Raw genomic sequence first — 13,916 nt, forward strand, 5'->3', positions numbered from 1 at the left:
GGTTAGCGAATAGGGTTGTGGACGGTCACAAGCTTGGTTCCGTCCGGAAACGTGGCCTCGACCTGTACGTCGTGGATCATCTCGGGCACGCCCTCCATGCATTGATCGCGTGTGATGACTTCGGCCCCGGCCTGCATCATGTCAGCGACCGAGCGCCCATCCCGCGCGCCTTCGACCACCGCATCGGTGATCAAAGCAATCGCCTCGGGGTGGTTCAGCTTGACGCCCCGCGCCAAACGCTTGCGGGCGACCTCGGCGGCCATGGCGATCAGCAGTTTGTCTTTTTCACGCGGGGTCAGGTTCATGTCACAGCATCCAGCATCGTGGGAGAGTTTCGGAATTCAGCCGTCGCAGGACCGGCAGCAAAATGCGGCGCAACGCGAACCCGCTGGGCGCCAGTATCCGAACCACCATCAGGCCTTCGCGGATAAGGCTGACACCTCCGGTGTCCGGCAGTATTTCCCGCACTGCTTGCAGATGTCCGCCTGCCGAGGTCGAGGCCAGAATGACCAACGCCATAGCCCCTGCCCCGCCCCCAATGTCGGGCCTGCCAAGATGCGCATTCAGATCACCTTCAAACCGGATTGCGTCCAGAAACAGTGGCTGATTTCCGAGGCGGAGTTCGATGTGGTCCCACAAGCGTATGTCGCCGAGGGTTTCGCCCATGGCCTGCCGCCCGAAGATCATCGGCTCGACCACCAGCGCCTGCGCGCCAGGATCGAGATCGACGATCAGACGCCGGTGCAGAGCGCTGTTGTCATAGAGGATCGTCTCTTGTGGCAGCCAGTTCAAACGCGCGCCTCTGCCCACCTTGATCGTGTTTCTGACGGTACCAACTTGATCGGGCTGCGCCTTGTAAGCCCGCTCACACGCCTGGGTTGTCAAAGTCACTGTCGTGTCAGGGGCCACCTGCCCGATAAAGCGGAACTGGTCGCCGCCGGTGATCCCACCGGCCGTGTTAAGCAAAATGGCCTCCAGACCCAGGTCCTGCGCGCGCGGGAAAAGGCATTTGAACGAGCCTGACTGCTGGAACCCGTCAATGACTGTTTTGCGGCCCAGTGCCTTGCTGGACAAAAAGACCCTGCCCACGGCACGGGGCGGATTGGCCAAATTGGGGGACGATATCGGGATGGTCTGGGTGATGGGAATGGCTCATGCTTCAAGGCTGCGGGAAATTTGTCGCCGCCTGTCGCAGCGAACTCTATGAACTGCGCCCTGGACCTGCCGATTCTCCTGTCTATCTGCTTAAATCCTGGGCGAATTGACACCATTCGCCCAGTTTTTGCTCAAACCTGTATCGACGACCTTATTGATTGGTCGCGTTCAATATCAGCGCATCACACCCCGCGCCTTCCAGTTTTCTTTGCTCCGCGACAGTCTTTGAGTTGAATTTTCGCCGGTTTTTGGGACGCATTCTCAAACAACGAGGCGATGCGTATAATGCTCTTTTTCTGGCATTAATGCGCACAACTTAAAACCTTTAATGAAGGGCCCAAACCAAGTTGGAACTAGTCGTCTAGATTGCCCCTTGGTTTCGTTGCGAAACCGAGGTCAGAGCATGTGCTCTGCAATCTGCTCGACGATGCGCGCCGCATCAGCTGCAGACAGGTTGCGCCCGCGAATACGAAGGCGCAGTTCGCCTGCCGAGACCTCTGCCTGAATTTCGCCACCACCCGGAAGACTGACCGGTGCCAAACGCTCAACCTGTTGCGGCCGCCCGCCACGCGTTTTGTCTCTGGACGGTTCGGGCGCGTCCCTGAGCGCATTTTCCAGCAAGGACCATTCCGCCTTGGCATCCAGAACATCTGCACCTGCCAGGGCCTGCCGCAGTTTGGCTTGTGCCCCATCCCGCAATGCGGCCGCGAGCTTCAGACCAGCCTTCTCGGTCAAGGCGATGGGATGCTGCAGCAAATCCCCCAGCGCCTCGTGAACACTGGCAAAGCTGCGCACCTTGGAACGTTTGGCCTTGGACGCCGCTGCAAACAAGACGTCCACTGCGGCTTCGGTGGAGTCGAAAACCCCCTGCCCTGCGGCCAGAACAGCGATCCGACCGCGCTCATACGGGCTCAGGTTGGCGCGCAGTTCGTTCTCTTCGACCATCGAAACATAGGCACCCTGCCCTGTCTCGGCGTTGCGCACAAAGGCCGGGATCGCCGCAAATCTCGGATCGGTTTTGGCCAGACGCCGAAAGGCATCGAGGCGCCTAAACCCGGAAATGAGACCATACCCTTCACCGTCCGGTGTAACCTCGATCGGTGTGCGCAGGCCGTGGACGCGCAAGGACTCCAGCAACTCGGCCATCGCCTCTTCATCCTCGACCATGCGGTCCCGTCGGATGTAGTCGGCATCAATATCGTCCAAGGGCAGCTTTTGCGCCACCAGACCAGCGTCTTTTGCATCGCGCCAGGCGGCGGCATCGGTTTGGTCCTGCGCCAGTGCAACCCGGTCCGTCACCGCAGCCATCCCGTTCAAAGACGCAGCCTCGGCCGCAACCTGTGCAATCGGCGGTGCCGGGGATTTTGTATCAAACGGGCTGATCGAAGGTTTCGCGACGAAACCAGCCTCGAGCTGTTCCAATTCCGCCGTGTCCGGGGCGGTCAGTCTTCTGCGTTTAGCCATCTGCCTCTCCTCCCATCTGAGCATCGCGCCACCAGCACCCGATCAGAACCTCTTTGAATTCCGCATAGGTCCGGTCAAAGGTCTCGCGGCCTCGCACATAGGTGTCGCGGTTGAAATCGCGGTAATCCGCTTCGTAAATCCCGTTCACTTGCTCTCCCGCCTGCCCGACCAAAGCGGTATAATCTTGACGGTAGGCATTCATGAAGTCCCCGAAATATGCTTGTATGACATTTGCCATGTCGGTCTGCTGACTGGCGTCAAAGCGTGTGATGATTGCCCGGACTACATCCCACTCGAACTTAAGTTCGGGTAAACCTGCCGCCCGTTGCGCGGCATTCTCGCCATCTTCGATGCTGGCAAAAGTCGTATACAGCATATCGAAGAACCGGCCCGTCGAATCAAACTCCAGGAATGACGCCCCAAGGGGCACCAGCAGAATATCCGCCGCGGCCAGCGCATTGATCGTTAGGTACCCAAGTGCAGGAGGGGTATCGAGGAATACGATGTCGTAATCACTCAGGACGCCCTCGTCCTGCAGGAAGTTCGTCAACCCATCCCAAAGAGGCCAGCTGCGCAGGCCCATGCGCCAGACGGGAATCTGGAACTCGGCCCAATACAGGTTCAGCTGCGCGCCGATCAGATCGATATTGGGCCAGTGCGTCTGTTGAATGACATCGCGGGGCAGGGTGGTCAGGGCCTCTTGTAGCGTTTCGTCCAAGGGGATTTCGGGTTGACCCGCCGCGCTGCGAACCCTGTTTTCCTCTTGCACGGCGCGCGCATAGTCTTTGGCGATCAATGGAAAAACCGTTTGCCACTCATCCGCGACGCGACCACCAAGGATCGAGGTCATGGACCCCTGGCTGTCCAAATCAATCACGAGAACCTTGTAGCCGTCCAGCGCGGCGGACATTGCCAGATGAGCGGCGGTCGAGGTCTTTCCAACACCACCCTTGAAGTTGGCGACGGCGACAACCTTTGCCGGAAGGCCCTCCGGACGATACGGCAGATATTCCTTTGTGCTGACGCCTTCAGCAGCGAAATGCTGGCGCAGGGTCAGAACCTCTTCCAAAGTGAACCATTTGGATCCGGCCTCACCCTCACCCTGGGGCAGGTCGGGATTGGCCTTCAGAACCCGTCTCAGATGGGCGGGGGCGACTGGAATAAGATACTTGGTGATTTCCCAAATGGAAAACCGCCGCAGCCGTTTCTCTCCGTCAGGGGCATAGCCACGGCGGGCAAGGTCTTCTCGTCCCTTGGCGCAGAATGTGGCCGCTTTTGCGAATCGAGATGTCCCGATAGGATCAGGCAACTTGGTTGCCGCGACCTCTGGATCAAGATTCAAATAGGGCGGCACGGGAGGTTGGTTGGATTTGTTCACTGTCGATGCCTCGGATAATGTTCGCCTTACCAGCGTATATTCCAAAATGTAGCGAACATTTTGTCTGGCGGCTATCCTTGATTGCGTTTTTTTCCACAGAAATACATCAATTGACCGAGTTTCGTCGCGAAACCAATTCTTAAAACAGAAAAAGGCGCAACAAAGAGTTTATTCTATTTAGAAGTTTTAGATTCTTTGGGCCCAAAACTACTAATAATAACAATGAGATGAATGTACTACCGGACCTCAATACGGTACGAAAGGAACCCGTTTTCAGGACAATAGGTTCCTGTTTGCAGGACGAAAAGCGCCAGAATCCGGGAAGAGGGGGGCCGATTCGCGGTATTCGAAAAAACAGGCGAAATCAGAGCCTAATCCTGCCCCTCGGAACAGGTTGACGAGTCGTTTTGAGTGGCATCCAGTCTTCGCCGAGTCCCTGCCCTGGGGATAACTCTCGGTGCAGAGTCATTAGGTACCTGTCTACGGGATTCCTTTCATCCTGTATTTGGGCACCCAAAGAAGATTGATCATTGGGTACCTTTCATGGCACAAATATCAAAACGAGCAGTCAGGCAGAATCATGCCGGATACATTATTGGACATGGATACCCTCTCTGGTGCGCTGCGCCGCGAGACGGTTAAAAAGAATGTCGCCGCGATTCATATCAGCGGCAAGCTAACGCTGTTGCAGCGTAAGCTGTCCAACGTGTTGTTGCTGAATGCCTATGATGCGCTGACCTCAGCCCCCACCCATACGATCGATGCCAGAACCCTGGCCATGATGGTCGGCTACAATTCCAACGACTTCGATACACTGCGCGCCAGCCTGCGCGCTTTGGCTGAAACCGTAGCCGAGTGGGATATGCTGGATGAACAGGGCCGTCAGGAATGGGGCGTCTCGTCCTTGCTGAGTTTTGCCAAGCTGAAGAACGGGGTGTGCGAATATGCCTATTCCCCGGCGTTGGCGCAGAAGCTTTATGACCCCAAGATCTATGCCCTCATCAATGTGCAGATTCAGAGGAATTTCAGCTCAGGCCATGGCCTGGCATTGTATGAGAATTGCTATCGCTTCGTCAGAACGGGCTCGACAGGGTGGTGGGCGCTGGACGTGTTCCGCAAGTTGATGGGCGTGGATGGCAGCGACTATTACAGCAGCTTCAAGCATCTGAACGCCAAGATCATCAAACCGGCGGTGGCCGAGGTGAACAAAAGCTCGGACATTCTGATTGAACCGGAATTCAAGAAGAAGGGTCGCACCGTCACGGACATCCGATTCCGTATCAAGGGCAATCCACAGAAAGCGATGTTCGAGATTGATGACAGCGACGGCGTTCGCAACCTGCCGATCTACAAGACACTGCGCGATCAGGGGGTCTCGGACAGGTTGGCGCGGCAATGGATTGCAGAACATGGGGAAGACTATGTGCGGCAAAAGCTGGACTATGTAAGCGGGCAGGGGGGCGTGAAATCAACGCTGGGCTACCTATCGGCTGCGCTGCGCGATGATTACCAGCCACCCGATCCGGACCCGAAACCAGAGCCAAGCCCTGAGGCTCTGGCCGCGGCGGAACAGCGTCAGGAAGAACGGGCTGAGGAAGATCGCGCCTATGCCGCGCGGGTGGCTGAGCGATCCGAAAGGGCGCGAAAACTCTCGATCGTCGAGGAGCTGGTTTCGCGGCGAAACCCCACGCAGAGAGATGCCGACAAGCGTTTGTTTCTGGCCGGCCTGGACAATGACCTGGACCGAGAGCATTTCCGCGCACATGGGTGGCGTTCTGGTCTGAACGCGGCGGCAATCTTTGCCTTTTGGCAGGACCTGGAGCCAGAGGCCTTTGAGTAAATCGCCTGCATCCGGTTTGCCTGTCCAACACACCCGCCCAATGTAGCGCGCAAAAATCCGAAATAATGATTATTAAAAACCAAATAGCTCTAAGTCCTTTTGATCCTTAGGATGAAACCCTCGCGCGCAATGCGACCCCAAATATCAAAACCGCAAAATCAGGAATTTCCCCGTTTGCGTATGCCGCGTCCTTAGGTCAAGTTGCCCGTCAGAGACTGCGCAATGCCGCAGACAGGTTCGAGGGACAGATCCGAGATGACGCAAAGAAATGGCGGTGTGGTACTGGTGGAATGCCTGCAGGCGCTTGGGGCGCGGCACAGTTTTGGCGTTCCCGGTGAAAGCTATCTGGCAGTTCTGGATGCGCTGCATGACACAAGCAGCACAAGGCGGGATACAAACGGCGCGCTGGATTTCACCTTATGCCGGAATGAAGGTGGTGCTGCGTTTATGGCTTCGGCTTACGGCAAGCTGACCGGTCAGCCCGGTATCTGCTTTGTGACCCGCGGACCGGGCGCGACCAATGCCTCGATCGGGGTGCACACGGCGATGCAGGATAGCGCCCCGATGATCCTGTTCGTGGGGCAGGTCGGTACGGATATGAAAGGGCGCGAGGCGTTTCAGGAGATCGACTATCGCGCCTATTTCGGCACTGTCGCCAAATGGGTAACCGAGATTGAGGCGGTGGACCGCATCCCCGAGATCATCGCCCGCGCCTGGACCACCGCAATATCAGGCCGCCCCGGCCCAGTGGTTGTCGCCTTGCCCGAGGATATGCTGACCGATGTAACAGACGTCCCCGCGTTGACGGGCCCTGCGCCGGTTCACGAACCCGGCCCAACGCCCGACGCGATTGCGGCGGTTGTGTCCAAACTCTCGACCGCAAAACGCCCGCTGATCCTGATTGGTGGTGGTGGCTGGCGGGCCGAGGGCAGCGCGGCTTTGCAGCGATTTGCCGAAGTCGCCGATATTCCGGTGATCGCCGCCTTCCGGTTTCAGGACATTCTGGACAACCACTCGCCCAGCTATGTGGGTGACGCCGGGACCGGCATGACACCGGCGACTCGAGCACAGATCCAGGGTGCCGATGTGATTCTGGCCATTGGCGTGCGGTTCGGAGAGATGACAACCGATGGCTACACCTTGCTAAACGTGCCCAAACCGGATCAGACGCTGATCCATGTGCACGCCTCGGACCGCGAGATCGGAAAGGTCTACATTGCTGACCTAGGTGTCCAATCCGGCCCGAATGCCTTTGCTCAGGCCATGTCGCAACAGGATGTGCAAGGCAGCTGGGCGGACTGGCGGGCCAGAGCCCGCGCGGATTATGAGGCGTTTTTCGATCTGCCCGACCTGCCCAGCCCCGTGGATATGGGCAAGGTCTCGGCTTATCTGCGAGACCGTTTGCCCGAGGATGCGATCCTGACCAATGGCGCAGGCAACTTTACCGTCTGGCCGAACAAGTTCTTCAAGTACGGCCCGAACCAGCGGCTGCTGGCTCCGCAATCCGGGGCGATGGGCTATGGGCTTCCGGCTGCCGTTGCCGCCAAGGTCGCGCATCCCGACCGGACTGTTGTCTGTTTTGCCGGGGATGGTGATTTTCAGATGAACTGTCAAGAGCTTGGAACCGCCATGCAGGCCGGGGCCCAGCCTATCGTTTTGATCCTCAACAACGGCACATACGGCACCATTCGGATGCATCAGGAAAAAGCCTATCCCGCCCGCGTCTCGGGCACGACGTTGGAGAACCCGGATTTCGCGGCACTCGCGCGGTCCTACGGCTACCATGCCGAGCGGGTCGAGCGGACCGAGGAGTTCGAGGCCGCGTTCGAACGGGCGCTGGCGTCGGACAGCGGGGCGGTTCTGGATCTGAACATCTCAGCTGAGGCGCTGACCCCGCGCCAGACCCTCAGCCAGATGCGCGAGGCAGCACAGAAGGCGGGCTCCTGATAAAAGTTTCGGGGCCTCTTTCCCTTGTGGGACGGGCTGTCTAAGAAGTGCGTCCAACTTGATTTCAGGAGGCCCCATTGGACCGTATCGCCCGCACCATCGCCACCGAGATTCAAGCCCGCCCCGAACAGGTGAATGCAGCCGTCAAACTGCTGGATGACGGTGCAACGGTGCCGTTTGTGGCGCGGTATCGGAAAGAGGCAACGGGCGGGCTGGATGACGGTCAGCTGCGCACCCTGTCCGACCGCCTGACCTATTTGCGCGAACTTGAGGCGCGGCGTGACACGATTCTGAAATCGATCAAGGATCAAGGCAAGCTGAGCGACGATCTGGCCAAATCCATCGCACAGGCCGACACCAAGGCGCAGCTTGAAGACATCTATCTGCCCTATAAGCCCAAACGCCGCACCAAGGCGATGATCGCCCGCGAAAACGGGTTGGAGCCTCTGGCCGATGCCATCCTTGCGGATCGGTTCGCTGATCCCGAGGCGCTGGCAAACGGGTATATTACTGACGCCGTGCCTACGCCGCGCGACGCGCTAAACGGGGCGCGGGATATTCTGACCGAACGGCTGACCGAAAACGCCGCCCTTTTGGGCGAGTTACGCGGCTTCATGCAGCGCGAGGCGTATCTGAGTGCCAAGGTCATTGAGGGCAAGGAAAACGAAGGCGCCAAGTTCAGCGACTATTTCGACCATTCCGAGTTGTGGGCAGACGTCCCCTCGCACCGGGCGCTGGCGATGCTGCGCGCCTCGAAAGAGGGGATCGTGACGCTGGATATCGCGCCGGAACCGGAATTTGGGGCAGGGCGGGCCGAGACGATTGTGGCCGCCCATTTGCAGACGCGCGGCGACGGGCCGGGCGACAAGTGGCTGCGCAAGGTGGCGGGCTGGACCTGGCGGGTCAAGCTGTCGCTCAGCATGATGGTCGAACTGATGGCCGACCTGCGCAGTCGGGCGCAGGACGAGGCCATTCAGGTCTTTTCCCGCAACCTCAAGGATGTGCTGTTTGCAGCGCCAGCCGGTGCGCGGCCTACATTGGGTCTGGACCCCGGCATTCGAACCGGGGTTAAGGCGGCTGTGGTAGATGCAACGGGTAAGGTTGTGGCAACGGACACGCTCTATCCGTTTCAGCCCAAGAACGATTTGCGCGGGGCGCAAGCGACGATCGTGAACCTGATCTCGGCCCATCAGATCGAACTGATTGCCATCGGCAATGGCACCGCCAGCCGCGAAACCGAACGGATGGTGGCCGACGCGATCAGCCTGTTGCCCAAGAGCGTGAAAGCACCCACCAAGGTTGTGGTGTCCGAGGCCGGGGCTTCGGTCTATTCCGCCTCGGAACTGGCGGCGCGCGAATTTCCCGATCTGGACGTCTCGCTGCGTGGGGCTGTGTCGATTGCCCGCCGGTTGCAGGACCCGCTGGCCGAACTTGTGAAGATCGAACCGAAATCCATCGGCGTCGGGCAGTATCAGCACGACGTGGATCAGCACCGCCTGTCGCAGTCGCTTGCAACCGTGATCGAGGATGTGGTGAACGCGGTTGGGGTTGATCTGAACACCGCCTCGGCCCCGCTGCTGTCGCATGTGTCGGGTCTGGGTCCGGCGCAGGCCGAGGCCATCGTCAGCCACCGGGACATCAATGGACCATATCGGTCGCGCAAGGATCTGCTGGACGTCGCCCGCCTTGGCCCCCGCGCCTTTGAACAATGCGCCGGGTTCCTGCGGATCCGGGACGGGGCTGAGCCGCTGGACGCCTCCTCGGTTCACCCCGAGGCGTATGACGTCGCGCGCCGTGTGGTCGCCGCCTGTGGCCGGGACATCCGGCAGATCATGGGGCATGAGGGTGCCCTGAAACGCCTGCGGGCGGAACAATTCGTGGATGACAGGTTCGGCCTGCCCACCGTGCGCGATATTTTTGCCGAATTGGAAAAACCCGGCCGCGACCCGCGCCCCAGTTTCGTCACGGCCTCGTTCACGGACGGGGTGGAAGAGATCACTGATCTGAAACCCGGCATGATGCTGGAGGGCACCGTCACCAACGTCGCGGCCTTCGGGGCGTTTGTTGATATCGGTGTGCATCAGGACGGGCTGGTGCATGTCAGCCAACTGGCGGACCGTTTCGTCAAGGACCCGCATGAGGTGGTCAAGACCGGGCAGGTTGTCAAAGTGCGTGTGGTCGAAGTGGATGTGCCGCGCAAACGCATCGGCCTGACCATGCGCAAGAAGGGCGGCGACACGCGGCGCAGGGCGTGAACAAAGGGCAGACACGTCGCAAATTCGTTAAGCAGCCAATGCTACGCTGCCGGCGACCGGGTTGCTTCCGGCTGGACTTGGCTGACACAATGCAAGACGCTCGGGTCGGATTGTTTGGAAATGGGCGGCCTTGGGGTCGTAGGTAACTGAAAAACATGCAATATCACAACAAACCATACGATCAGCTCAGGGTGGGGGACAGCGGCGAAATCACGCGCAGCTGCTCGGTCGACGATTTCTATGTCTTCGCCAACAATTCGGGCAATCACAACCCGCTGCATCTGGCGCATGAAGACGGTGACGGCGACAATGAGCCCGAGGCGCTGGCCCCCGCGATCTTTGTCGGCGCGCTGGTCTCGGCGGTGCTGGGCAATGTTCTGCCGGGCGCTGGCACCCTGTATAAATCCCAGAGTTTCGAGTTTGTCGCGCAAGCCTATGCGGGTGACGAATTGACCTCGAAAGTCACCGTTGTGGAAAAGCGCGACAACCGCGAGGTTGTGTTTGACACCAGCGTCACGCGGGCATCGGATGGGGCCGTGATCCTGCGCGGGCAGGCCGTCGTGATTGCGCCTGAAAAACAGATGACCTTTGCCGAGGTTGATCTGCCCGGCCTGGTGGTCAAACGTCATCGCCATTTCGACGCCCTTCTGGAACGGGTGCGCCCATTGGACCCGATGCCAACCGCAATTGTCGCCCCGGAAGAGGCGAACTCATTGGGTGGGGCCCTGCTGGCGGCGCGTGAGACCATTATTCAACCGATCCTGATCGGTGACCCGGACAAAATCTACGCCGCTGCGCGTGAGATCGGTCAGTCGCTGGACGCGTTCGAGATTCTGCCGGTGATGGATCACCTTGGCGCGGCACACACCGCCGTTGATCTGGTTGCCGAAGGGCGGGCGCAGGCCGTGATGAAAGGGCATTTGCACACGGATGAGCTGCTCAAGGCAGCGTTGCGCCGGGATCAGGGGCTGCGGACCGGTCGGCGCTTTACCCATGTCTTTGTCATGGATGTACCCGGCCAGCCGCGGCCTTTGCTTGTGACCGATGCGGCGATCAACATTGAACCGGATCTTGAGACCAAGATCGACATCACCCAGAACGCCATCGATCTGGCGCTGTCGCTGGGCATCGAACAGCCCCGCGCCGGGGTGTTGTCGGCTATTGAGACGGTGAACCCGGCGATCCGGTCTTCGGTCGATGCGGCACTTCTGTCCAAGATGGCCGAGCGTGGCCAGATCAAAGGCGGCTTGGTCGATGGGCCGCTGGCGATGGACAATGCGGTCAGCCTTGCCGCCGCACGCACCAAAGGCATCGTGTCCGAGGTTGCGGGCCGCACCGATATTCTGGTCGTGCCCAATCTGGATGCGGGCAACATGATGGCCAAGCAACTGACCTATATCGCCAATGCCGAAGGGGCAGGGGTGGTCATGGGGGCCAAAGTGCCGATCATCCTGACCAGCCGTGCGGATGACGACAAGGCGCGGCTTGCGTCTTGCGCAGTGGCGGCGCTGCATCAGGCGCGCATCTCAGCAGTTGGGAAGGGGCGGGCATGACCCATGTTGTGACGCTGAATGCCGGGTCATCCTCGCTGAAGTTCGGGTTCTACGAACTTGCCCCCGGCGACCCGGTCGAGAAATGCACCGGCACCGTCGAGCGCATCGGCGAGGCGAGCGTCTCGGTCACGGCAAAATCGGCCAGCGGCAGGGCGCTGGCCAATGGCAGCCCGGGCGAGACGCCGGACCATGCAGCAGCGCTGGATTGGGTTCTGGGCTTTCTCAGCCGAACCTATCCGTCCGCGCAGGTGTCGGCGGTCGGGCACCGTGTCGTCCATGGAGGCCCGGATATCGACACGCCCTTGCCATTGACCGCAGACTCGATCGCGGCGCTGGACAAACTCTCGCCCTTCGCGCCGCTGCACCAGCCGCATAACCTGGCCGGGGTGCGGGCGGCGATGGAACGGTTTCCCGACGCGGCGCAGATCGCCTGTTTCGACACCGCCTTTCACCGCAACCACCCGTGGGAGAATGACGTCTTCGCCCTGCCGCGCGAGTATTATGACAAAGGTGTACGTCGCTACGGGTTTCACGGCCTCAGCTATGACTACATCTCGGGCCATATGGCGGATACCGCGCCATTGCTGCATGAAGGCCGGGTCGTTGTCGCGCATCTGGGCAACGGGGCATCAATGTGCGCGATGATCGGCGGGCGCTCAGTCGGATCGACCATGGGGTTCTCGGCCTTGGACGGGCTGCCGATGGGCACCCGCTGCGGTCAGCTTGATCCCGGTGTCGTGCTGTACCTGATGGAGCAAGAGGGGCTGAGCGCCACAGAAATCTCGGATCTGCTGTTCCGAAAATCCGGCCTGCTGGGCCTGTCGGGTCTGTCCAATGATATGCGCACGCTGGAAAAGGCCGACACCCATGAAAGCCGACAGGCGATCAGCTATTTCACCTTCCGTCTGCGGCGCGAACTTGGTGCGATGGCGGCGGTTCTGGGCGGTATCGATGCGCTGGTCTTCACCGGCGGCATTGGCGAGAACTCACGCCTTGTGCGCGACCGGGTCTGTACCGGGATGGGCTGGTTGGGGATCGAGCTTGATCCCGACGCAAATGCAGATAACAACCGGATCATCTCGACCAACCTGTCCCGCGTGGTGACAATGGTGATACCCACGAATGAGGAATTGGTCATCGCCCGCGCCGCCGCCGATCTTCTGGCAGGTTCGGATGTCCCAGCTAGAGGCAGCCACTAAAGCGCTGGCTGCGGATCGCGTCCGGGGTTAGGCGATACCGGTCGCGAAACGACCGGGTCAGCGTTGTGACAGAAGAAAACCCCGTCGCCGCCGAAATCTCGCGCTGTGACAGATCGGTATGGCGCAGCAATTCATGCGCCCGTTCCAACCGCAGGGCCTTGTAGGTCGACAACAGTTTGGTTCCGGTTTTTTCCAGAAACCGCCGCTGCAACTGTCGGGTCGAGGTTCCCAGAATGCGCGAAATATCGGGGATTTTCAGCGGGTCCTCGATATGCGCCAGCATGGCATCAACGGCGTGCAAAACCATCGGATCCGCGCCGGATCGTTGGATCAACCGTGTGGCCAAGGTGCTTTTGTGCTGCGCTTCCGGCTCGGTCAGGCCGATATACGCGCGCAGCGTGTCCGCGATATAAGCCCCGTGATCCAGCGACGCCAGATCAGCCAGCAACCGCAACGCACCAAGCCGGGTCGAGGCGCTGTGCGTGCGCCCCTCGGCAGTCAGGTGCCTGTCAGCACTACAGATGCACAGCCCGCTTTCCTGCGCGGCGGCGGCAAAGTTCGGGTGCACCGCAACGGATTTCTTGTGCGTACGCCCGATTTCGGCCAGCAACAACACGGCGCTTCCAACAAAGATGGTGCGTGGGGCCAGGCTGATCACCTGCGCGGTCCATGCTCGTTCCATGGGGGACAAGGTCCAGTGATTTTCCAGATCCCCCCAGAAGATCGCGGTCCGCCCGTGCCAGAAGATCGGGTTCCCCGGTTTTTCCTGTGCAATCTGGCGGATGTTTACCTGATAGGAATAGTCTTCGGAAAACGCGTTAAGGGCCTGGAAGAATTCCGCAATCATTCCGGTTGATGCGGCTGCAATATCGGTTGCCACAAACACGTCAACGTCGCGCTGCTTTTGGGGCTGCGGCGACACTGATCCAGCCAGTTCCAGGCACGCATCGGTAGGGACGTAATGTTTCATTGCGATGCCTTTCTACAAGTGGAACGTACCATTACTAAATGCTCGGGGCGGTTCGTGGATGACCCCCCCCGCCTTTTTGTGGCGGGGGGTTTTGTTGTTATTCAGCTGCGTCTTTGTATGCGTCCATTGGGGGGCATGTGCAGACGAGGTTTCGG

10 protein-coding genes are annotated in these 13,916 nt (G+C 59.7%); 5 read left to right on the plus strand and 5 right to left on the minus strand.

Features of this window, described 5'->3' with window-relative positions; all coding sequences use genetic code 11:
- Positions 1-2 precede the first annotated feature (2 nt).
- The 4 genes from ACR0E6_RS15490 to ACR0E6_RS15505 form a co-directional block, all read right to left on the minus strand.
- On the minus strand, positions 3-305 hold the full coding sequence (locus tag ACR0E6_RS15490; RefSeq protein WP_170524634.1) for an urease subunit gamma: 303 nt from the start codon (positions 303-305) through the stop codon (positions 3-5).
- Between the two features lies 1 nt (position 306).
- On the minus strand, positions 307-1,074 hold the full coding sequence (locus ACR0E6_RS15495) for an urease accessory protein UreD (protein WP_480584958.1): 768 nt from the start codon (positions 1,072-1,074) through the stop codon (positions 307-309).
- Between the two features lie 477 nt (positions 1,075-1,551).
- Positions 1,552-2,619, minus strand: a complete 1,068-nt coding sequence (locus ACR0E6_RS15500; RefSeq protein WP_480584961.1) for a ParB/RepB/Spo0J family partition protein — start codon at positions 2,617-2,619, stop codon at positions 1,552-1,554.
- Positions 2,612-3,997: an AAA family ATPase gene (locus ACR0E6_RS15505; RefSeq protein ID WP_480584964.1), complete on the minus strand. Its 1,386-nt coding sequence runs from the start codon at positions 3,995-3,997 to the stop codon at positions 2,612-2,614. Before ACR0E6_RS15505 ends, ACR0E6_RS15500 begins: the two co-directional genes overlap by 8 nt.
- Positions 3,998-4,577: 580 nt before the next feature.
- Here ACR0E6_RS15505 and ACR0E6_RS15510 point away from each other — a divergent pair.
- The 5 genes from ACR0E6_RS15510 (at position 4,578) to ACR0E6_RS15530 (ending at position 12,791) form a co-directional block, all read left to right on the plus strand.
- Positions 4,578-5,837 (plus strand): replication initiation protein, encoded by a 1,260-nt coding sequence (locus ACR0E6_RS15510; RefSeq protein ID WP_170735865.1) that lies wholly within the window; start codon positions 4,578-4,580, stop codon positions 5,835-5,837.
- A 255-nt stretch (positions 5,838-6,092) separates the two neighbouring features.
- On the plus strand, positions 6,093-7,784 hold the full coding sequence (locus tag ACR0E6_RS15515) for a thiamine pyrophosphate-binding protein (protein ID WP_480584967.1): 1,692 nt from the start codon (positions 6,093-6,095) through the stop codon (positions 7,782-7,784).
- A 77-nt stretch (positions 7,785-7,861) separates the two neighbouring features.
- Positions 7,862-10,039, plus strand: coding sequence for a Tex family protein (locus ACR0E6_RS15520; RefSeq protein ID WP_480584970.1), 2,178 nt, complete (start codon positions 7,862-7,864; stop codon positions 10,037-10,039).
- 155 nt (positions 10,040-10,194) lie between these two features.
- Positions 10,195-11,592: a bifunctional enoyl-CoA hydratase/phosphate acetyltransferase gene (locus ACR0E6_RS15525; protein ID WP_480584973.1), complete on the plus strand. Its 1,398-nt coding sequence runs from the start codon at positions 10,195-10,197 to the stop codon at positions 11,590-11,592.
- Positions 11,589-12,791, plus strand: a complete 1,203-nt coding sequence (locus ACR0E6_RS15530) for an acetate/propionate family kinase (RefSeq protein WP_170454001.1) — start codon at positions 11,589-11,591, stop codon at positions 12,789-12,791. The genes ACR0E6_RS15525 and ACR0E6_RS15530 overlap by 4 nt, the downstream gene beginning before the upstream one ends.
- On the opposite strand, the gene ACR0E6_RS15535 is transcribed toward ACR0E6_RS15530, so the two are convergent.
- Complete coding sequence (locus tag ACR0E6_RS15535; protein ID WP_480584977.1) at positions 12,775-13,761, minus strand: helix-turn-helix domain-containing protein; 987 nt, start codon at positions 13,759-13,761, stop codon at positions 12,775-12,777. The genes ACR0E6_RS15530 and ACR0E6_RS15535 overlap by 17 nt on opposite strands.
- Positions 13,762-13,916 lie beyond the last annotated feature (155 nt).

It is taken from the genome of Ruegeria sp. AP12, from assembly GCF_056540025.1.